Annotated in this window: 17 protein-coding genes and 1 pseudogene; 8 read left to right on the top strand and 10 right to left on the bottom strand. The window is 47.5% G+C overall.

Annotated elements, in window-relative coordinates:
- Positions 1-495: 495 nt before the first annotated feature.
- From QZ311_RS07290 to QZ311_RS07270, 5 genes and pseudogenes are all read left to right on the top strand, one after another.
- Positions 496-1,362, top strand: a pseudogene (locus tag QZ311_RS07290) (pectate lyase); the annotation flags it as partial.
- 156 nt (positions 1,363-1,518) lie between these two features.
- Positions 1,519-3,408, top strand: coding sequence for a M64 family metallopeptidase (locus QZ311_RS07285; RefSeq protein ID WP_366511798.1), 1,890 nt, complete (start codon positions 1,519-1,521; stop codon positions 3,406-3,408).
- A 123-nt stretch (positions 3,409-3,531) separates the two neighbouring features.
- The gene (locus QZ311_RS07280) at positions 3,532-3,786 is read left to right on the top strand and encodes a type B 50S ribosomal protein L31 (RefSeq protein WP_123614388.1); all 255 of its coding nucleotides are present in this window, start codon (positions 3,532-3,534) and stop codon (positions 3,784-3,786) included.
- A gap of 194 nt (positions 3,787-3,980) precedes the next feature.
- Entirely contained in the window at positions 3,981-5,870 is a 1,890-nt protein-coding gene (locus tag QZ311_RS07275; RefSeq protein ID WP_297066065.1) for a LysM peptidoglycan-binding domain-containing protein, read from the top strand.
- A gap of 2 nt (positions 5,871-5,872) precedes the next feature.
- Positions 5,873-6,616, top strand: coding sequence for a porin family protein (locus QZ311_RS07270; RefSeq protein ID WP_297066063.1), 744 nt, complete (start codon positions 5,873-5,875; stop codon positions 6,614-6,616).
- Between the two features lie 119 nt (positions 6,617-6,735).
- Here QZ311_RS07270 and QZ311_RS07265 read toward each other — a convergent pair whose 3' ends face one another.
- From QZ311_RS07265 to rplM, 8 genes are all read right to left on the bottom strand, one after another.
- Complete coding sequence (locus QZ311_RS07265; protein ID WP_297066060.1) at positions 6,736-7,596, bottom strand: SDR family NAD(P)-dependent oxidoreductase; 861 nt, start codon at positions 7,594-7,596, stop codon at positions 6,736-6,738.
- A gap of 199 nt (positions 7,597-7,795) precedes the next feature.
- On the bottom strand, positions 7,796-8,461 hold the full coding sequence (locus tag QZ311_RS07260) for a hypothetical protein (RefSeq protein ID WP_297066057.1): 666 nt from the start codon (positions 8,459-8,461) through the stop codon (positions 7,796-7,798).
- A 454-nt stretch (positions 8,462-8,915) separates the two neighbouring features.
- Positions 8,916-9,650: a LytTR family DNA-binding domain-containing protein gene (locus QZ311_RS07255; protein WP_297066053.1), complete on the bottom strand. Its 735-nt coding sequence runs from the start codon at positions 9,648-9,650 to the stop codon at positions 8,916-8,918.
- A gap of 137 nt (positions 9,651-9,787) precedes the next feature.
- Positions 9,788-10,897, bottom strand: a complete 1,110-nt coding sequence (locus QZ311_RS07250; RefSeq protein ID WP_297066050.1) for a sensor histidine kinase — start codon at positions 10,895-10,897, stop codon at positions 9,788-9,790.
- Between the two features lie 234 nt (positions 10,898-11,131).
- Positions 11,132-12,124, bottom strand: coding sequence for a translation elongation factor Ts (tsf, locus tag QZ311_RS07245; RefSeq protein ID WP_297066047.1), 993 nt, complete (start codon positions 12,122-12,124; stop codon positions 11,132-11,134).
- Positions 12,125-12,163: 39 nt separating this feature from the next.
- Positions 12,164-12,979, bottom strand: a complete 816-nt coding sequence (rpsB, locus tag QZ311_RS07240; RefSeq protein WP_297066045.1) for a 30S ribosomal protein S2 — start codon at positions 12,977-12,979, stop codon at positions 12,164-12,166.
- A 170-nt stretch (positions 12,980-13,149) separates the two neighbouring features.
- Positions 13,150-13,536, bottom strand: coding sequence for a 30S ribosomal protein S9 (gene rpsI, locus QZ311_RS07235; RefSeq protein WP_123614377.1), 387 nt, complete (start codon positions 13,534-13,536; stop codon positions 13,150-13,152).
- 7 nt (positions 13,537-13,543) lie between these two features.
- Positions 13,544-14,023: a 50S ribosomal protein L13 gene (gene rplM, locus QZ311_RS07230; protein ID WP_297066040.1), complete on the bottom strand. Its 480-nt coding sequence runs from the start codon at positions 14,021-14,023 to the stop codon at positions 13,544-13,546.
- A 368-nt stretch (positions 14,024-14,391) separates the two neighbouring features.
- Between rplM and QZ311_RS07225 the strand changes: the two genes are divergently transcribed.
- Positions 14,392-15,351 carry a YitT family protein gene (locus tag QZ311_RS07225; RefSeq protein ID WP_297066037.1) on the top strand — a complete coding sequence of 320 codons (960 nt, stop codon included), beginning with the start codon at positions 14,392-14,394 and terminating at the stop codon, positions 15,349-15,351.
- Between the two features lie 355 nt (positions 15,352-15,706).
- Here the strand turns inward: QZ311_RS07225 and QZ311_RS07220 are convergent, their stop codons facing one another.
- On the bottom strand, positions 15,707-16,894 hold the full coding sequence (locus QZ311_RS07220; protein WP_297066033.1) for a pyridoxal phosphate-dependent aminotransferase family protein: 1,188 nt from the start codon (positions 16,892-16,894) through the stop codon (positions 15,707-15,709).
- 243 nt (positions 16,895-17,137) lie between these two features.
- Between QZ311_RS07220 and QZ311_RS07215 the strand changes: the two genes are divergently transcribed.
- Positions 17,138-17,986, top strand: coding sequence for a lysophospholipid acyltransferase family protein (locus QZ311_RS07215; RefSeq protein ID WP_297066030.1), 849 nt, complete (start codon positions 17,138-17,140; stop codon positions 17,984-17,986).
- Positions 17,987-18,026: 40 nt separating this feature from the next.
- Complete coding sequence (locus tag QZ311_RS07210) at positions 18,027-19,292, top strand: sigma-54 dependent transcriptional regulator (RefSeq protein WP_297066026.1); 1,266 nt, start codon at positions 18,027-18,029, stop codon at positions 19,290-19,292.
- Between the two features lie 105 nt (positions 19,293-19,397).
- Here the strand turns inward: QZ311_RS07210 and QZ311_RS07205 are convergent, their stop codons facing one another.
- Entirely contained in the window at positions 19,398-20,237 is an 840-nt protein-coding gene (locus tag QZ311_RS07205) for an N-acetylmuramoyl-L-alanine amidase-like domain-containing protein (protein ID WP_297066022.1), read from the bottom strand.
- Positions 20,238-20,533: the final 296 nt, after the last annotated feature.

Below are 20,533 nucleotides of genomic sequence, written 5' to 3'. Positions count from 1 at the left end.
GTTTGCCCGTAACGACACTTGGACCATAAAATTGCCGGAAGGAAAGGTTGCAACTGAGCTTACATTCGAGGGCTGGTCCAACGCCAAGGATGAGACTTCAAGCTACATCATGTCGATCGGTGATACGCAGTTTGACGCTATGCAATATACCTTCCCAGTAAATTCAAACCCGGCGGCCGTGCACACCGTTACGCTGTCAGAGCCGATGAATAAAATTGCAGTCAGATTTGGTGCGGTTGAATCAGTGTTGAAGATACGCGTTAAGGGCACTAATGCCGATAAGAGTGGCATTGAGGATATAGTGGTCGATTCTGCTGTCGGCAATGGAAAGATTTACAATATCATGGGAGTCGAAGTCCGCGAACCGCTTCTCCCCGGAGTATATATCCGTGACGGTAAGAAGTTCATCGTTCGTTGAAAACAAAGTAATCTGATGGTAAAAGCGGGAGAGATACAAAATCTTCCGCTTTTACTGATATAATCACGTTATAAGATATGATAGTGAAAAATTTTTTTACTTCAATCGCAGTGGGGCTGCTGTCGGTGTCAGCTGTTTCGGCAGGGAGTCTTGCGGCAGCCGCTGTCCCGTCATTTCCGGGTGCTGAAGGTTTCGGCCGTTACACGACCGGCGGACGTGGAGGGGATGTATATCATGTGACCACGCTTGACGACAATGAGCTCCCCGGTTCATTTCGATATGCCTGTAACCAGACCGGTCCGAGAACCATAGTTTTCGACGTTTCCGGCACTATTTTTCTCAAGTCGCAATTGCGACTTGAAAATCCCGATGTCACGATTGCCGGCCAGACTGCTCCCGGCGATGGAATCTGCATTGCCGATTATCCGTTTTTAATTCAGGCCGACAATGTGATTGTACGCTTCATGCGTTTCCGTCTCGGAGACAGGCAGGTGGCACACCACGAAGGTGATGGTCTTGGCGGAAGCGGACACCGTAATGTAATGGTCGACCATTGTTCGGTCAGCTGGAGCATTGACGAGTGTATCTCTGTCTATGGAATGACGGATTGCACCGTCCAGTGGTGCATCGCATCCCACAGCCTTCACAACAGCGGTCATAAGAAGGGCCCCCACGGTTATGGAGGTAACTGGGGCGGAAGCGGAGCAAGCTACCACCATAATCTTATGGCAAATCATACATCGCGCACTCCGCGTCTCGGCCCGAGCCCTCACACTCAGACAGACGAAAGGATGGATCTGCGTAACAATGTCATCTATAACTACGGTTCTAACGGGTGTTACGGCGGCGAGGGGATGACGGTCAATATCGTCAACAATTATTTCCGCCCGGGAGTGACATCAAACCTCATGCCTGAGCGTATAGCAAGTCCCGGAATCCGCACGGTGCGTTATTGTCTCAATACACGCCGTCTTGCTGAAGACTATAACAGCTATTTCGGCACATCCGTCACTCCCGGTGACTTCAAGGGCATAAGGACCGGCGGTGTGTCAGGAGGTAAGAACCAGATTGTCATATCCGACAGGACATTCGATATCGACATGACGGATAACACTATAGACGTTGAAGGTCGTAAACTCGGCATCGGGTGGAACACTTGGTCGCGCATGCTTCATAAATGGGGGCGCTTCTATGTGAGGGGCAATGTCAATCATGAAATAGCAGCCGTCGGTGAAGACAACTGGAAACTCGGTGTGCTTGACCAGATAAAGCCCGGGGAGTTTGACGGATATTGGGATGAAAGTATCGAGCGTGACATTCAGCTCCGGTCGCCGATGCCTTATGAGCAGACTACGACGCATTCGGCCGAGAAGGCCTATGAACTGGTCCTTGCCTATGCCGGGGCTTCGCTCAGCCGTGACGCGTATGATGAGATTGTTGTCAACGACACGCGCAATGGAAAAGCGTCGTTTGGCAACCGTGGGATAATCGACTCGCAAGACGAGGTTGTCTATCCCGACGGATCGCGGGCGTGGCCTGAGCTGAAGAGCGCAAAAGCTCCGCGCGATAGCGACGGCGACGGCATTCCGGATGTCTGGGAAAAATCACATGGGCTGAATCCTAAAAATCCGGCTGACGGCAAAGAGCTGGCGGCATCAGGCTACACTAATCTTGAGGAGTATATGAATTCTCTTGTGTCGCCGATAATGGAAGCAGGCATGGCCGGCGGAAAAGTAATGGGCGGAACGAAGGAATTTTCATCGCTTGGCTTTGACCGTAACTTTGAGAACAGGACTCTCCGGCTCGACTATCTGTTTTCGGCAGATACCGAAGGGACGCGCGGAGTGCATCTATCAGGGCAGTCGTCCATCGACGGCTGGGCCGGCCGCCGATACAATCTTTCGGCTCTGCCGCTTCAGGGGGCAGGGGTTGTGACAGTGTGTTCGGAGGCGACGGGCGATACAATCTACCGCACTTCATTCTCATCGCTCTACCATGAATGGCTTTCGACCGAAGAGGCTGCGGCGACCCCAAAATCATTCGAGCACTGTGTGCTTGTCCCTTATCCGAAAGAACCGGCCGTTATTTATATCGACCTGCTTGATAACAGGCATGAATCTATGGCTTCGATGAAGCATCGTTTCGACCCGAAAGATATTCTCGTCGCAAAGAAAGGTCACGGTAAATTGCCTGATTACCGCTACATACATAAAGGTGGCGATAGTGATGTGGTCATTGATGTGGCGATTCTTGCCGAAGGATATACTAAGGAAGAAATGGACAGTTTCTACCGTCATGCCGGAATAGCTGTCGAGGCTATCCTGTCGCATGAACCGTTCAAAAGCAAGGCTTCGAAGTTCAATTTTGTCGCTGTGGCCACGCCGTCGGATGATTCCGGAGTGAGTGTCCCGCGTTTCGGAAAGTGGAAGTCGACAGCATTCTCGTCAAATTTCTCAACGTTCTATTCAGACCGCTATCTGACCACTCTGCATGTAAAGGACATCCACGATGCGATTGCCGGGATACCCTACGAGCATATCATCATTCTTGCGAATACCGATGAATACGGTGGTGGTGGCATCTATAACAGTTACACTCTGACAACATCGCGCCATAAAGATTTCAGGCCGGTGGTTGTACATGAGTTCGGTCATAGTTTCGGCGGTCTTGCCGATGAGTATTTCTACGAGGGCGACATCATGGATGAAAGCTATCCGAAGGATATCGAACCGTGGGAGCCGAACATCACCACTCTTGTGGATTTTGACAGCAAATGGAAATCGCAGATTCCTGATGGCACTCCTGTCCCGACACCTGTTTCGGAGGCTAAGAAGCATCCTGTCGGTGTGTATGAAGGGGGAGGGTACACGTTCAAAGGAGTCTACCGCCCTGCCGACAGATGCAGGATGCGTGACAACGCATGGCCTGTGTTCTGTCCGGCCTGTCAACAGGCGTTGTCGAATCTGATTGATTTCTACGTAAGTGAGTAAAAAATATGGCTTAGAGTTTTGATAAATCGATTAAAATCCATACCTTTGCACCGCCATTACGAATTTATGCGTCCTACCAGCGCAATTTCGGTAACTTTGACAATAAAAACTCCAGATAAGAAAATGAAAGCAGATCTCCATCCTTCCAACTACCGCGAAGTAGTATTCAAGGACATGTCGAACGACGAAATCTTCATCACTCGTTCAACCATCGCCTCAAAGGAAACTATTGAAGTTGACGGCGTGACCTATCCTCTGGTCAAGCTTGAAATCACCAGCTCATCTCACCCCTTCTTTACCGGTAAGCAGAAGCTCGTTGACACCGCCGGTCGTGTGGACAAGTTCATGAGCCGTTATGGCAACCGCAAGAAGAAATAAGACTGAGGCTTATCACTATCATTTGCTTTAACGCATATCACGCGCTTCATATCCGCATGCCGGAGTGGAGCGCGTGTTGCTTACCATTTTATGTTGTTGCTATCTGATTGCTTTGTATCCTGAAAAATAAACACTTTGTAGTCTGAATAATTCTGCGTAAATTTGCAGGTACTTTACACTGAAAATCATAGTATATGAAATTCACTCGACTCAGCATATTGGGTGCGGTAGTGCTCGGTGCATCTCTTTCCGGCATTACTGCTTCAATCAAGGATTTGCCTACCCGTGAAGTAAATGGCCGTAACTATTACTATTATGAAGTTGCGCCTAAGGAGACTGTATATTCGATCTGTCATCGTCTCGGCATCACTAAGGACGAACTTGTAAAGTCCAATCCAAGTGTGGCCGACGGCTTGCGATGGGGGACTGTATTGTTTTTCCCTGTCGACGGGGAAAATACCGACGAATCATCGTCTTCACCATCAGCCGCCTCGTCTGCTGAACCGAAGGGTGTCAGCATAATCACCCACAAGGTTGAAAAAGGACAGACGATATATGGCATAGCTACCCGCTATGGCATAAGTACAAAAGAACTAATCGAACAGAATCCGATTGTAAGCGAAGGCCTTAAAGCCGGACAGACGCTCCATATCAGTGTTCCGGCCAAGGAATCGTCGGCTCCGCAACCATCTGCTCAGACTGCTGCTCCTGCCTCTGTCGCCTCAACGACAGTCAGCCATGAGGCTTCTGCCAGCAGTGGCTATATCGTTAAAAAGAAGGAGACATTTTACTCTATAGCACATGCCAACGGTATAACAGTCAAGGAGCTTGAGGCGGCCAATCCCGGCATCACTGTTCTCCGCGAAGGGCAGGTGTTGAATATCCCGACAGCAAGTGCGCCTGCCAAAATCAGTGTCGATCAGCTTGCCGAGGCGGCAGGTGTAAAGCCCGACAGTCTGAATAGCAGCCGTCAGGACGGTGTGCCCTCTGTCAGCGTCAACGACCTTGCGGCGGCAGCCGGTGTCCCTGAACAAGGGACAGAGCTGTCAGTGGCGGTCGTTCTTCCGTTCATGCTCAACGAGGAGACTCCGTCGAAAAGCGCACAGCGCTACACCGAATTCTACAAAGGTTTCCTTCTCGCGGCCGACAGTCTGCGCAGCAACGGGACTCCTGTGCGCATAAGCGTGTTTGACACGGAAGGCTCGACTGCAAAAGTCCATGATATTATTGCAAATCCGGAGCTGAAGAAGCATCGCTTAATCATAGCTCCCGACAATGTTGAGCAGTTTGCTATGCTCGGTGAGTTCGGACGTGTAAACGGTATAAAGGTTCTCAATGACTTTATCGTCCGCGACGAGACATACAGGACAAATCCTGCGGTCATGCATGGTAATATACCGAGTGCGCTTATGTTTGAAAAGGCTGCTGACGTTATGGTTGCCAGAATGGCATACACAGTGCCTGTTTTCCTTAATCTGACTGACGGCGCTAACGATAAGACTGAATTTATTGATGCCGTTAAGAAGCGTCTTGATGGAAAAGGCACGAAGTATAAGACCATAACAGTTGATGGTAAGCTGACAAAAGCGAACCTTAAGGAGCTTCCGGCGGAAGGAAATTATACATTCATCCTCAACACCGGCCGTCAGAGCGATGTCAACCGTCTGCTGCCCGGGCTGATTGAATGGCGTGATGAGGCAGTCATGCCATCGATTAAGGTTGTCGGTTATCCTGAATGGATTACGTTCAGAGGCGAAACGCTTTCAAATATGCACAACCTCAACACTCTGGTCTACTCGCGGTTCTTTGACAATGAAGAAAGCCCCCGTTCGCGCCGTATTGAAAGCAAGTTCAAGCAATGGTATGGCGTCGGAATGGAAAATGCTATTCCGCGTCAGGGAATCCTTGGATTCGACACCGGAATGTTTGTGTTGAACTATTTGAAAAATTCCGCCCATAGTTATGATGGTGTGCAGAACGGTTTCAGTTTCTTTGTCCCGGAAGGAGCTGCCGGCGACTGCAACGGGCTGCTTTATATCATCAACTATCGTCCGGGCGGACTTATTGAAAAGGCCAGTATCTAAAGATGAATTCCAACCGTATCATAAGGGGTTTCCGTAAGATTGCCTGTAGTTTCTATTCCTGCAGAGCCGGGCTTCTGCTGGCGGGGATGCTCCTGCCGTCATGCCTTCTGGCTCAAAGGGAGTATTCTCCGAATTTTGCCATCGGAGGCAAGGCCGGTGCTACGCTTTCGAGCGTATCGTTCTCGCCGGAGGTCCATACGAAATTTGCCCAAGGCCTGACGATGGGTATAGCTGCGCGATATACCGAGGAGAAATATTTCGGTCTTATCGCCGAGGTGAATTTCACTCAACGTGGCTGGGCGGAGGATTTCGTGCGTGACGAAGCTCCGCAATTCAACTACACGCGGACGCTCAATTATGTATCGATTCCGTTGTTGACACATATCTACTTCGGTTCGAATAAGGTCAGAGGCTTTGTCAATCTCGGCCCGGAGGTCGGTTTCATGCTGTCGAATTCAATCTCGGCAAATTTCGATTATGAGAATTACAGTTCTGTCCCTGATTTTCCGCAAGGCTACAGGACCAATGAACAGTTGAACATGCCGATTGACCGGAAGTTTGACTACGGAATTCTTGGTGGAGCAGGTGTCGAATTTATAATCAGACGCAAACATTCGATAATGCTTGAAGGACGTTACTATTTCGGCCTTGGAAATATCTATAAGGATTCAAAACGCGACTTTTTTGCCGCATCGAGAAACCAGTCAATAGAAATTTCATTGAAATACATGATAAGGGTCAGATAGACCAACGGCCCTTTGGCTTAAAAATAGGACAAGTGCGAAATTCCATTACGACAATATCGTCAGATGTGGATTTTCGCACTTGTCCTATTTTTATAAGTCGGCAGATTCCGGCAGGTGTGTCAGCTCAGATCAGTCGATGATGCCGACGAGAGTGGGGCAGGGACGGCAATCTTGGCCGGAGGTTCGGGTGACTGGAGCTGCTTTTCGGTTTTGGCATCAGCCTTGTCTTCGGCAAATGTGGCTTGTGTCGACACTCGGATTGGAAGAAGCTCCCACAGACGGTCAGGAAGGAGGCTCCATGCTCTGACAAGGAGATTCCAGCGCCAGTCGACTATGCAGACTCGTTTGCGTGCTATGATTGCCTTTACGATTCCTACTACGGCATGGTCAAGAGTCATTGTCATCGGATAGATGCGGTCAGGATTGAGGAGAGGGGTGCGTATCCATCCCGGACGGATATCTGTGAATGATATGTCGAGGCCTTGCATGCGTGCAAGCTGGTCGAGTGCTGTCAGATAGGTCTGCTGATATTTTTTAGATGCGGAGTAGGAGGCGAGTTCTCCGATTCCATTTGTTCCGGCCACAGAGGTGACTGCTGCGATGCGTCCGCGTCGACCGTGAGACCGGAAATAGCGGAAGGCAGTGTCGATCATGCGGGTGAATCCGACTACATTGGTCTGTGCGGTGGCTGTGTCGTGTTCTGTTATAAGAGCTTCGTTCTCATATCCGATTCCGGCGACATGGAAGTAGATGTCCATGCCTCCGAGACGGTTGATAAGGTCGCGCATCCTGTTGGGGGCATCTGTGTCGTTGATGTTTATCTGTGCATAGCGTATCTTGTCGGTATAGTCGGACTGGAGTTTGCGCAATACTTTCTCTTTGCGTCCGGCTGCGCCGACAAGCCATCCGGCTTTTGCGAAAATCTCGGCTACGCGCAATCCGATGCCTGACGTAGCTCCCATTATTATAATTCGTTTCATCTATAAATGTTGATAGGTGAGTGTATATTATGTGTTGTTATTTTTCGGGCAATTGTCGTCTATAAGAAGAAACGCAGATTAGTGGCGGATAGTTTAATAAATTAATGATATTATGAATAATAAAAAAGCCGGTCGGCATGATGAATGCCGACCGACAAAATTATAATATTGAGTTATGGAATGCTAAAGCTGACAAAGTTTATTTTACGATTACTTTCTCTACCTTAGAACCCTGACGCTTGATGAAGATTCCGTTTGCAGGATTCTCAACGCGAACACCCTGAAGGTTGAAGTATTCGACGGGAGCGTTTTCGTCAGAAACGATATCGGTGATGGCTGAAGTATTTCCGGGCTCGTATTCAACAACGAGTACAGCAAACGGCTGTTCACCGGCATTCTTGAATGTAAAAGAGTTGAGCTTGTTGACAGTAAACGATTGGATGTTAGGGTTTTCATAATCCTTGAATGATTCTATGATTCCGTTGTTTTCGTCAACAGTGTATTCAGCACCTGCGACTTCTGCCCAGTAGCAAGGACGGTTAGTTGCTCCGTCTTTATTGATTGTAGCGTAGAATGTCACTTTAGTAGCAACTAAACCTGCAGGAAGAGTAACTGTGTTTTGTGCACCATTTGAGAATTTGATTGCACGGTAAGCATTGCCGTCAATAGTGAATTCGTTTCCGCTTTCGAGGTTCTTGGCTTCGTTCATGCACTGGAGTGACCAGCCTTCAGGAACATCTGTACCAAGTTCAGAGCCACTGAGGATGTTTTGCTTAACTTTACCTACATTTGAAAGAATCATGGTGTCGGCCATTGCTGAAAATGAAAGGAGCGTAGCGGCAAGAAGAGTAAAAATCTTTTTCATAAAAATTGATTTAAGTAAAAAAATAAAAAAACAAAAAATAAATAATTGATTTTCAAGAATTAGTGTGATGAACAAATGTTGTAAAACAATTCTAAATTCGCAAGTTTCATGGTTAGGATTATCATGAATTCATACACATGGCAAATTTACACCGAATTAAATTTTCTGACAACTATTTAACTGTATTTAACGTCGTGAGTTTTTCATGCAGGGTTTCTAATCTTGAAATATTAAATGATGTGAAAATCGCTGTCCGGATGTAACTATTTGGCGGCATTGAACGTCTTATATATAAAGAGAGCACATTAGGCTCTTTAATACGAAATTAATTAAGCTTCCATTTTGTAATTAAATCAGATTACATTTGCACTGATTTGAATATAAAGCAACAGAGGGTTGGTCGTGATGACCGACCCTCTGTTGCTTTGGGTGTTATAAGGAATAAATGTTTTTTTCAGGCTAAGGTCCGGCGGTTGATGTAGTCGGAGAAAGCATCCTTGTAGCTGTCGGAGATTGGAATCTGGACTTTTCCGAAAAGGATGCGGTTGCGTTCGATGATTTTTATTTTTGACAGATTTACGATAAATGATCTATGGACACGCATGAATTGTGACGCAGGGAGGGTCTGTTCGAGGGTCTTCATGCTGAGAAGAGACATGATTGATTTATCAGTCCCGTCGACATATATTTTCACGTAGTCTTTAAGCCCTTCGATGTATATGATGTCGTTGATGTTGATCTGCACGAGCTTATATTCGCTTTTTATAATCACATAGTCGCCGTCGGTGAAAGCGTTTTCGGCTGCTTTATGAGTAGAGTTGCGTCTGGTCAGCTCATGCCAGTTGAGGGCGCGGTTTGCGGCCTCAAGAAATTCCTCGTAGCTTATGGGTTTGAGGAGATAGTCGAGCGCATTGACCTTGAATCCTTCGACTGCATAGTTGGAATAGGCTGTCGTGAAGATTATTCGCGTTGTCGGAGGTATGATTTTTGCGAATTCTATGCCGTTTAACTGTGGCATTTGGATGTCAAGGAACACGATGTCGATATTGTCATTAAGAATCACGGAGATGGCGTCTCTTGGCGATGAGAATTCTCCGACGAATTCAAGAAACGGGGTTTTCTCTATGTAGGATTTGATTAGGCCTGATGCGAGAGGTTCGTCATCAATGACGCAGCAGCGGAGTGACATGTATGGTGTTGTTTAAGCTGTGGTTATTTCTTTATTATACGATAGTCTTATGTTATGGAATTCCATTGTCTGAGGGAGAGAGATGGTAGTTAGACTGATTTTTTGTTGAAAAGTTTAAACAGCCTCCAAGATACATTTTAATTATAAGTGTCAGTGATATGGATTTTCAGGCTCACTTCGTATGATTTATCAGTTGTGATTATGTCGAGCTGTGCATTCCGGCCATATATCAGGTCGAGACGCCGGCGAAGATTGGACAGCCCGATTCCACCGCTGTTGGAGTCATCGTGGTCAGTTGCAGGCAGCGCCGGCAGTTTGGTGTGGCTTCCGGTTGCAGAATGTCCGTTGGATGTGCGGCATTCGATGGTGTCGCCGTGTGCAATGACTGATATTTCAAGCGGGATTTCCGGTGTGTGTATCCCGTGTTTGAAAACGTTTTCAATGAGTGTTATGAAAAGCAGTGGTGCGATGTGGAGATTTTCATTGTTTCCGGCATCAAGCGTCACGTTGAGTTTTATCGCGGAGCTCAGTCGTAGCTTCATAAGGCTGACATAGTTGTCGATAAACGCGAGTTCCTGTCTGAGTGAGACTGTGGCTGAAGTGTCGTAGAGCACGTAGCGGAGTAGTCGGCTCAGTTCGTGGACGGCACTCTGAGCTTTGGATGGAGAGATTGCGATGAGTGCATATATTGAGTTAAGGGTGTTGAAAAGGAAATGAGGATTGAGCTGGCTTTTCAGATTTTTCAGTTCTTCCTCATGCTGCATGTTGATGAGGTCCTGCCGTTTGCGGTCAAGCTTGAGCCATTTGTCGCCTAACCGTAGGGCTGTCGCAAAACCGATAACAAGAATCAGCATCACTACGTCGCGCGAGAGCATGCCGATTGATTTTGCAAAATACATGCTTTCGGTAGGTGATGGGTGGTTTCTGAGTGGTGTGCGCCCTCCAAGATGGCCTTTAAAGCGCCAGATGAGATATATGAGTCCGAGGGCTACTATGATTAGAAGGAAATTGTAGCCGAAAAAACGAAGGAAACGTTTGGGCTTGTCAAACGATTGCTCTATTATGCAGTAGTAGTTGGTGTAGAATACCCCGATGAATACAAATGTCTTTGTATACATCCACATTTTTATCGGACGCCCCGGATTGGCAAGGCTCGATAGAATCTCCGGAAGGATGATAAGGATGATTATGCAGAGCAGGTGTGTCAGAAAAGTGGTGAGACGCTGACGTGTCAGGATTTCCTTCATGGTTTTCTAAAATTGTGCGATGCTGTTTTACAAAAGTAAAAATTTTCAGTCGCTCATGCAAATCGGATGGACAATGCCGTGGTTTTCACCGACTAACAGATTAAAGATGTAAAAAACTTAAAATATCGCGTTCGGGGGGGAGAGAAAAGCCGGACGGCTGTCTCGCTGACAAAGCAGCGGGACAGCCGTCCTTGGAATATTGCGTTGTTATGACTTTCAGTATTAACCGGTAGATTAGTCCTGATTGAGGTTAACGCGCTTGAAGGCTACTACAACAAGGCCCTTCTGAGTGTTGTCGAGGAACTGACCTACAGTGAGCTTGCTGTCCTGTACGTATTCCTGTTCCATGAGGCAAGATTCTTTGAAGAACTTGTTGAGACGTCCGTTGGCAATGTTCTGAATCATTGCTTCGGGGAGGTTTGCAGCCTTAGCTTCAGCAGTGACCTTGATGATTTCGCGACCCTTGGCAGCGTCTTCTTCAGTAATCCAGCCCTTAGAGATGTTGGATTCGATGTGGTCCTCTGAGTCGAAGTGGTTGGGGTTGAGGCCGGCTTTCTTAAGAGCGGCTTCAACAGCCTTGCGTACCTGTTCCTGCTTGGTCTTTTCAACGGCAACTGCGATTTCCTGATCGATAGTGGCCTGAGGAACGTCTTCGCGGCTAACAGCAACGGGGTTCATTGATGCAATCTGCATACATACTTCGCGACCAATCTGAGCGTCGACACCTTCGAGGTTGAAGCCTACGATTGCAGCGAGTTTGTTGTTGAAGTGGTTGTAAGCAGCGGTTGTGGGAGCTTCAACTACTTCGTATGCGCCGATTTCAGTCTTTTCGCCGGTCTTACCGCTCTCTTCAGTGATGAGGTCGGCAACAGTCTGTCCGTCAACAGTGAAAGCCTTGAGCTCTTCAACAGTCTTGAACTTGTTTTCCATGGCGATGTCCATGAGCTTGTTGGCGAGGGCTACGAAGCCAGCGTTCTTAGCTACGAAGTCAGTTTCGCAGTTAAGAGCGAGTACAGCGGCGAAAGTGCCGTCTGTGCGGGCGATTACGCAGCCTTCTGCTGCCTGACGGTCTTCGCGCTTGGCGGCTACAGCCTGACCTTTTTTGCGGAGAATCTCGACAGCTGCTTCGATGTCACCGTCGGTTTCGGCGAGAGCTTTTTTGCAGTCCATCAAACCGGCGCTTGTAAGATTGCGCAGTTTGGTGATGTCTGCCATTGTTACTGCCATAATATAATTGGAGTTAGAATGTTAGAAATAAAAAATTGATTATTCAGCTTCAGCTGCAGGTTCAGCTGCTACTTCAGCTTCGTTTTCGTCCTTGCGGCTTACGCGGCGACGGTCGCGACGGGGAGCGTCGGCATTTTCACCGGCTGCTTTTTCGTCGGCCTTTTCAACCTTACGCTCTTCAAGACCTTCGGTGATTGAAGCGCATACGGTGTTGAGGATAAGTTCGATTGACTTAGATGCGTCGTCGTTAGCGGGAATTACGAAATCAACGTTTGAGGGATCAGAGTTGGTGTCGACGATAGCGAATACGGGGATACCGAGACGGTTGGCTTCGGCAACGGCGATGTGTTCCTTGCAAACGTCAACGATGAAGAGGGCAGAGGGAAGACGGTTGAGGTCGGCGATTGAACCAAGGTTCTTTTCGAGCTTGGCGCGCTGACGTGAAATCTGGAGCTTTTCGCGCTTTGAAAGGTTGTCGAAAGTTCCGTCCTTCTGCATCTTGTCGATAGAGGTCATCTTCTTCACAGCCTTGCGGATTGTGGGGAAGTTTGTGAGCATACCGCCGGGCCAACGTTCGATAACGTAGGGCATGTTGACGCTCTGAGCCTTCTCGGCAAGGATTTCTTTGGCCTGCTTCTTGGTAGCTACGAAAAGGATTTTCTTGCCACCCTTTGCGATGTTGCGGAGTGCGGCAGCAGCTTCTTCGAGCTTGGCCTGAGTCTTATAGAGGTCGATGATGTGGATACCGTTGCGCTCCATGAAGATGTAAGGAGCCATTGCAGGATTCCATTTTCTTTTCATGTGGCCAAAATGGCAACCTGCTTCGAGGAGTTGGTCAAAATTTGGAGTTGACATTGTCTGTTTTGGTGTTGTTTACGTTCTTTAGAAAATTACAACCGTGGAGTAGGGAACGTGTCCATCTCGGCGGTTTAGATACTAAACACTTTGGAGCGTCGTGGCTTTCGATTGATGTCAGGCTCTAAGCTCTGAGCCTGCAAGAGAGCCATATATGCTCCTGATAAATATTAACGCTTTGAGAACTGGAAGCGCTTGCGTGCTTTGGGACGACCGGGCTTCTTACGTTCAACGACGCGCGGGTCGCGGGTCATGAAGCCTTCGACGCGGAGTGCGTGCTTGTCTTCGGGGTTGATCTTAACAAGTGCGCGTGCGATAGCAAGACGAAGAGCTTCTGCCTGTCCCTTGTAGCCACCTCCGTTGAGGTTAACCTTGATGTCGTATTTCTCGGTTGCTTCGAGAGTGAGCAGGGGCTGCTTAACGATGTACTGAAGGATGGAAGAGGGGAAATAAACATCGAGGGGACGTTTGTTGATGGTGATTTGACCGTTTCCTTCTTTAACGATCACGCGAGCTACGGCAGCTTTACGGCGGCCAACTGCATTAACTGATTCCATTCTTCAATTATTTAATTTTGTTAATGTCGATAAGTACTGGATTCTGTGCTTCGTGGGGGTGGTTAGGACCGTTGTAAACGTGCATGTTTTCGATGATTGCACGACCAAGACGGTTCTTGGGAAGCATGCCTTTCACAACCTTGATGAAGAGGGGGTGATAGCCGGGCTTGAGGTGCTTGTTGAGCGATTTCTTCATCATGATTTCGGGGGTAGCGACGCGCTGACCGCCGGGATAGCCGGTGTATGAAAGATATTCGCGGTCAGTCCACTTTTTGCCTGTGAGACGAACCTTATCGGCATTGATGATGATTACGTTGTCGCCGCACTCGATGTTGGGTGAGTAGCTGGGCTTGTTCTTTCCACGAAGAATCAAGGCGACTTTGGCACAAAGGCGACCGAGCACCTGATCGGTAGCATCGATAACGACCCAGTTGTGTTCAACGCTCTGCGCGTTGGGAGTAATGGTCTTGTAGCTTAAAGTATCCACGTTAAATGTTTAATTAATAGAAAGTTACTTTTGACATCTCCAAGGCTTGACTTGGCCAAAAGTTTAGGCCGGAGGCTGTCGGGTTTATTAATTGGACATAATCGGTCTGCAAAGGTAGTTATTTTTTGGCTATTAGCAAATGTGTTTTATGAATCTTTAACATTTTGCTTTGTCGTTTATTTTGCGAGTCAAGCAGGGGGCGCTTGCAAAGAATCGTTACGAAACCTGACTTTTTTGCATCATATTATTATATAAGGTGAAAAAAAGGTTTCATCCGGTGGTAAGTTATATGCCTCTATCATTTGGAGGTGATTATGAAATGACTTAAATTTGCGAAGTAATCATTCATCAGTTCAAATATAGCAGTAATGACTTTTACAAGAAAACAATTATGGATGTCGAGTCGCGACTACATAATGATTACGCTGGCAGTCCTTATTTATGGATTTGGCTTTTCAGCTTTCATCCTTCCTGAAAAGGTGGTGATAGGTGGTGTGACCGGTCTGGGCACGATTGTCTATTTCCTTACGGGCAATCCTTATTCAATCGGTATCACCCAATATGCCATAAATCTGGTATTGCTGGCTATTGCATGGAAGATTGTCGGGCATTCCTTTGTCTACAGGACTCTCTATGGGGCGACGGCGATTTCGATTGTCGTGACTTTTATGCCTCCGTTGTTTGACGGACCACTTGTCCCGGACCAGCCGTTCATGTGTGTGTGCATTGGTTCGGTGCTTTCCGGTCTTGCTCTCGGAATCGTGTTCATACATAACGGTAGCACCGGCGGAACGGACATTGTCGGTGCGATTGTTGCCAAAAAGACGAATGTCTCGGTCGGCCGCACGATGCTCTATGTCGATTTTGCGATTATATCTTCGAGCTATCTCTTTTTTCATAACATCACCACGGTGGTCTATGGCTTCATTGTGCTCTTCATCCTTACATATATGGTGGATCTCATGATCAACACCAACAGGCAGGCAGTCCAGTTTATCATTATTTCGAAGCACTGGGAAAAAATAGCGACTGCCGTCAACAAGTACGGCCGAAGAGGTGTGACGGTGCTCGACGGTATGGGATGGTATACGAAACAGCATCTGAAGATATTGCTTATCGTGAGCCGTAAGTCAGAATCGGTGACTATTTTCCGAATCGTGAAAGATGTCGACCCGGATGCCTTTATCACGCAAGGCAATGTGAACGGTGTTTACGGACAGGGTTTTGACCGTATCAAGCTGAAGGCTGATCATGAACTGAGCAAGAAACTTGGCGAAGAGGCCGACCCTGAGCTTACGGCGGCCAATGCCTCTGATGTCAAAGCCTGACGATCGAGGCGACGATATTTTGCGAACCCCTCCCGGCGTTGTTCGACGACGGGAGGGGCTCGTAGTTTTTCAGGGTGTTTTCTTTCAAGCATAAGGCTGCATCATGGCATACCGTGTATATTTTATGTGAATATTTCGTATATTTATGAAAATTGTGTATCTTTGCAGGGAATAGAAATATTCGCATCCCTATACTCCGGCCTTTGCTTAATCTAATTGATTTTGTTTATGGATATTTGGATTGTCTATGATTCACTTATTATTTTAACGTAAATCCATAAAATCAGCGCCCCGTTTTCACGATTGAAAACGGGGCGCTGATTTTATGGATTGTTTTTCCTTTTCAGGAATGATATCAGTGGAGGATATCGTATTTGCGGAATATGCGTGTGATTGTTTCAAGAGCGCGGTCGACCTGCTCCATTGTGTGCGTAGCCATGAGTGAGAAGCGGATGAGAGTGTCGGTTGGGGCTACGGCCGGCGAAACCACGGGGTTGACGAAGATGCCTTCTTCGAGAAGGTCGTGGGTGATTGCGAAAGTCTTGAAGTCGTCGCGGATGAAGAGGGGGATAATCGGGGTGGATGTGTTGCCGATTTCAAATCCCTGTGAGCGGAAGCCGTCCAGCGCGTGGTTTGTGAGCTTCCAGAGGTTTTCCTGACGTTCCGGCTCGGTCTGCATGATTTCAAGAGCCTTGAGGGCTGCTGCTGTTGATGCAGGTGTGATGCTCGCAGTGAATATGTATGAGCGTGAGTGGTGGCGGAGATAGTTGGTGACTTCCTTGTTTGTGGCGATGAATCCTCCGAGTGATGAGAATGATTTGGAGAATGTTCCCATTATGAGGTCTACATCGTCAGACATGCCGTAGTGATGTACAAGTCCGCGGCCGCCTTCGCCGAACACGCCGATGCCGTGTGCTTCGTCAATCATGAGGCTGGCATCATATTTCTTTGCAAGCTCAACCATCGCAGGGATGTTGGCAACGTCGCCTTCCATTGAAAACACACTGTCGCTGACGATGAGTTTCACTTTGTCGGGAGCACACTTCTGGAGCTGCTTTTCGAGCGACTCCATGTCGTTGTGTTTATACTTGAACTGCTGGCTGAATGAAAGACGACGTCCTTCGATGATTGAAGCGTGGTCCTGTTCGTCCCAGAGGATATAGTCCTCACGGCCGGTAAGGCAGGAAACAACGCCAAGGTTGACCTCAAAACCGGTAGAGTAGACCATAACGTCTTCTTTTCCTATATATTCAGCGAGCTTTGCTTCGAGTTCCTTATGGATGTCAAGTGTTCCGTTAAGGAATGGAGATCCGGCACATCCCGTGCCGTATTTGCGGGTTGCTTCGATGGCGGCTTCTTTTATACGTGGGTCGTTGACAAGGCCTGTGTAACAGTTAGAACCGAACATCAGCACTTTTTTACCGTTGATGATGACCTCAGGGTCCTGTTCGCTTGAAATTGCGCGGAAATAAGGGTAAACTCCGGCCGCTTTGGCTTCCTGAGGCGCTGTGTATTTGGATAATTTTTTCTGTAGTAAATTCATAATCGGTAACTTGCTTCCGCTGTTAGACTATATGACTATGCTTTATTTTGCAGTGCGCAAAGGTAGGAATTTTTTCACATTTTTATACTTTTTGTGCGTAATTTAATTGTTAATTTTACGAAACAGGGCTTTTGTCGTGTCATATTTGTGCGATTTTTCCCTTGTTTTGGGCTAATAAACCGGGCCATACCATGTAATTGCTGGATTTTTGCTAATTTTGCGCTCTTAAAAGAATTCAACTTTATGGAAACTAATGAAACTACCGCTGTCAAGCGCACTGTGCTTGACTATGATGATATAGTTAAGATGGCTCCTTTCCTTAATGGCAAGCGCCGTCTTGTCAATTGGTTTATGAAGCTGCTGGATATTGACAAGGTCAATTGGATTCATGACCACAATTTTGACACTCCCGGCCCGCAATTCTGCCGTGGATTGCTTGAAGACCTTAATATAAAATTGCGGATTGACAATGAGAAGGTGCTCGACAACCTTCCCGAAGGAGCTTTCATTACCATAAGCAATCATCCTTTCGGCGCGCTTGACGGAATTACGCTTATCGACATCATCGGCCGTCGCCGTCCTGATTTCAAGGTCATGGTCAATATGATTCTGAACTACATAGTGGCCATGCGTCCGAATTTCATTGCTGTCGATCAGACTGCGAGCGACGATCCTGCTAAGAAAGCTGTGTCGATGAAGGGAATCAAAGAAGCGATCATGCAGGTGCGCAAGGGGCATCCTATCGGTTTCTTCCCTGCCGGTGCGGTCGGCAATTACAACAAGCATCTCAGGTTCGAGGACCGAGAGTGGCGTGAATCTGTGATTCGTCTCATTCAGCAGCTCAAAGTCCCGGTGATTCCGATATTCTTCCACGGCTACAACAGCTGGTGGTTCCGTATGCTTGGCATTATCAGTTGGCAACTCCGCACGCTCCGTCTGCCGGCCGAAGTTTTCCGTCGCAAGAACGATACACTTCATATTTCTGTCGGCGACCCTATCACTGTGGAGGAAATCGAGGCCCATTCCGGCTCGCTGAAGGAACTGAGCGATTTCCTTCGTCAACGCACATATTCGCTCAAGGCTATAAAATAGTACAGTCATCGTCAGATATAATTTTTATAATTCAGAAGGCATGCAGCTTAATCTTCAGGAACTCCCTGCCGAAATCTTACAGGCCAAACAGCGCTACGGCATCGTCGGTAATGCCCCCGGGCTTATCGCTGCTGTCTCGCGTGCCATACAGGTCGCTCCGATAGACCTTTCGGTGTTAGTAACCGGCGAAAGCGGTTCTGGCAAAGAGTTTTTCCCAAAAATCATACATGGATTTTCATCGCGCAAACATTCCAAGTATATTGCTGTCAACTGTGGCGCGATTCCTGAGGGCACTATCGATTCAGAGCTTTTCGGCCATGAGAAAGGTTCGTTCACAGGGGCTATATCTTCGCGAAAAGGTTATTTCGAAGAGGCCGACGGCGGTACGATTTTTCTTGACGAGGTGGCCGAACTTCCGCTGACCACTCAGGCGCGCCTTTTGCGCGTGCTTGAAAGCGGTGAGTTCATAAAGGTCGGTTCGTCCGCTGTCCAGAGGTCGAATGTCAGGATTGTAGCCGCTACCAACGTCGATATGGCAAAGGCTGTCGCTGAAGGCCGTTTCCGCGAAGATTTGTACTATCGTCTGTCGACTGTTTCAATCCAGATTCCACCATTGCGTGACCGAGGCAACGACATTGCGCTTCTTGCACGTAAGTTTGTCGCTGATTTTGCGGAGCGCTACACAATGCCTTCGATTTCGTTTGACGATTCGGCGCGTTCGGCGTTGTTGCGCTATCGGTGGCCCGGTAATGTCCGTCAGCTGAAAAATGTCGTCGAGCAGATTGCGCTGTTCGAATCGGGCAATACAATTGATGCTGAAATCGTGGGGAATTTTCTTCCTGAAGGCTCGATGAACTACACCCCGGTTGCCCACCATGTCGAGAGCGCTCATGAGTATGAATCGGAACGGGATGCTTTGTTTGGCATGATTCTGAGACTTCAGCGCCAGATAGAGGCGCTCAATATACGCATTGATGAACTTGGGGCTTCGTCGCGCAATGTTCCTTCAGGTGGTTTCCAGTCGGTAGAGGATGTTTTGCCTCGAGGAGCGGAAAGCTCGGTGAGATCGATTGTGAAATTTCAGCCGTTTTCATCCTCGTTCCCTCCCTCGGGAAATCCGTCGGGGAGTGTCAGCGATGTAGTGGCTGTGCAGTCTTCTCCTGTCACGCTTGAAGATACTGAGCGTGACACTATCCGTCGAGCACTTGAGCGTAACGGCGGTAAGCGTAAGGAGGCTGCTCGCGAGCTGAATATTTCAGAGAGGACGCTCTATCGTAAAATTAAAGACTATGGAATAGACCTGTAAATCTTTTTTATCGCATAATCATAAAATATAAGCCCCGGCTATATCGTATGTGAACTTCACACATCGGTAGGCCGGGGCTTATATTTTATGATTATTGGGGTTTCTTTATTGGGCTTGCAACCTGATGACGCGTATTCCTGTCAGGTTGGGTGATTTGCGCATGTATTCCGCAAGGGTTAATTTGTCTACTACCACTTTCCCTTCACGAGATGATGCATGGAGAAGGTGAGGCCCGTCTTTCTCAATCACGATAAGCCCGACGTGGCTGATGTCTAATCCGCCGGCCTTTGTTGTGAGCGCTACAATGTCGCCTGCTTTCAGTGCATTTATAACCGGTTTCGATGTAAGTCGTGTCGACTTTATGTATGGATATTTATGTGAGCGGTATCCGACTTCCATATTCTTTATGCCTTCGAATGTTGCCGAATCTTTCAACGCTGGATAAGATGAGCGGTTTTGCGACATGTAGTCGAGCGTCTTTATCTGCGAGTCGGATTGGGGGATTCTATCGGTCACTTCTTTTATGTAGCCACGATGGGTATTGGTGACAATCCAGTCGCTGAAGTAGTGGAGACGCGATGCGTAGCCGTTGGCTTCACCTTGACGGTAGCGGATCGATTCGAGAACATTGGCGAAATCCTGCCATGAATTCTTCCTGTCCTCTATGGTCAGAGCAAGCGCTGATACCGTTTCTATAAATGTTGTACAGTCAAATTCGTCAAGATTTATTGTCAGTGTTTCCGGCTCTCCTTCGAGAGAACCGCCTTTATATTGAGCACCGATGAATTGTCTACCGATAAATTCCACGAGCTCGTTGGGGGTGGATGCACTGAAGTCGGTGGCTTTAATCAGCAGTTTTGTAATTTTTGTTGTATCGGTGCTTTCGTTGTGCCATCTGATTTGTGATGGTGTGACTCCGCGCAATGAAAAAGGTATGAGTAGCAAAATTGCTATATATATTAATGTGGTTATTTTTCGCATGTGATTTTTGGTTATTGATTAGACTGGCGGAGAGCATTTTTTATAAGGCCAAAATTACTCAAATCTTTATTTATTTCAAAATCGAATAGAAGTAATGGTATATATTTTTATTCTGTAATTGTGAAAATCTGTAATCAGATATTGTGAAAACGTCCTTAAGTGTTAAAATTCTGTTAAAATACCATGTAAAATTTGGAGGGAATGCAGAAAGTTCCTACCTTTGCACTCGCTTTTGAGAAGCAAACCTCACAGCGGTGAAG

It is taken from the genome of uncultured Duncaniella sp., assembly GCF_910578445.1.
GTDB lineage: Bacteria > Bacteroidota > Bacteroidia > Bacteroidales > Muribaculaceae > Duncaniella.
The sequence above is the reverse complement of the archived record's forward strand: the minus strand, read 5'-3'. Positions and strand labels throughout refer to the sequence as shown.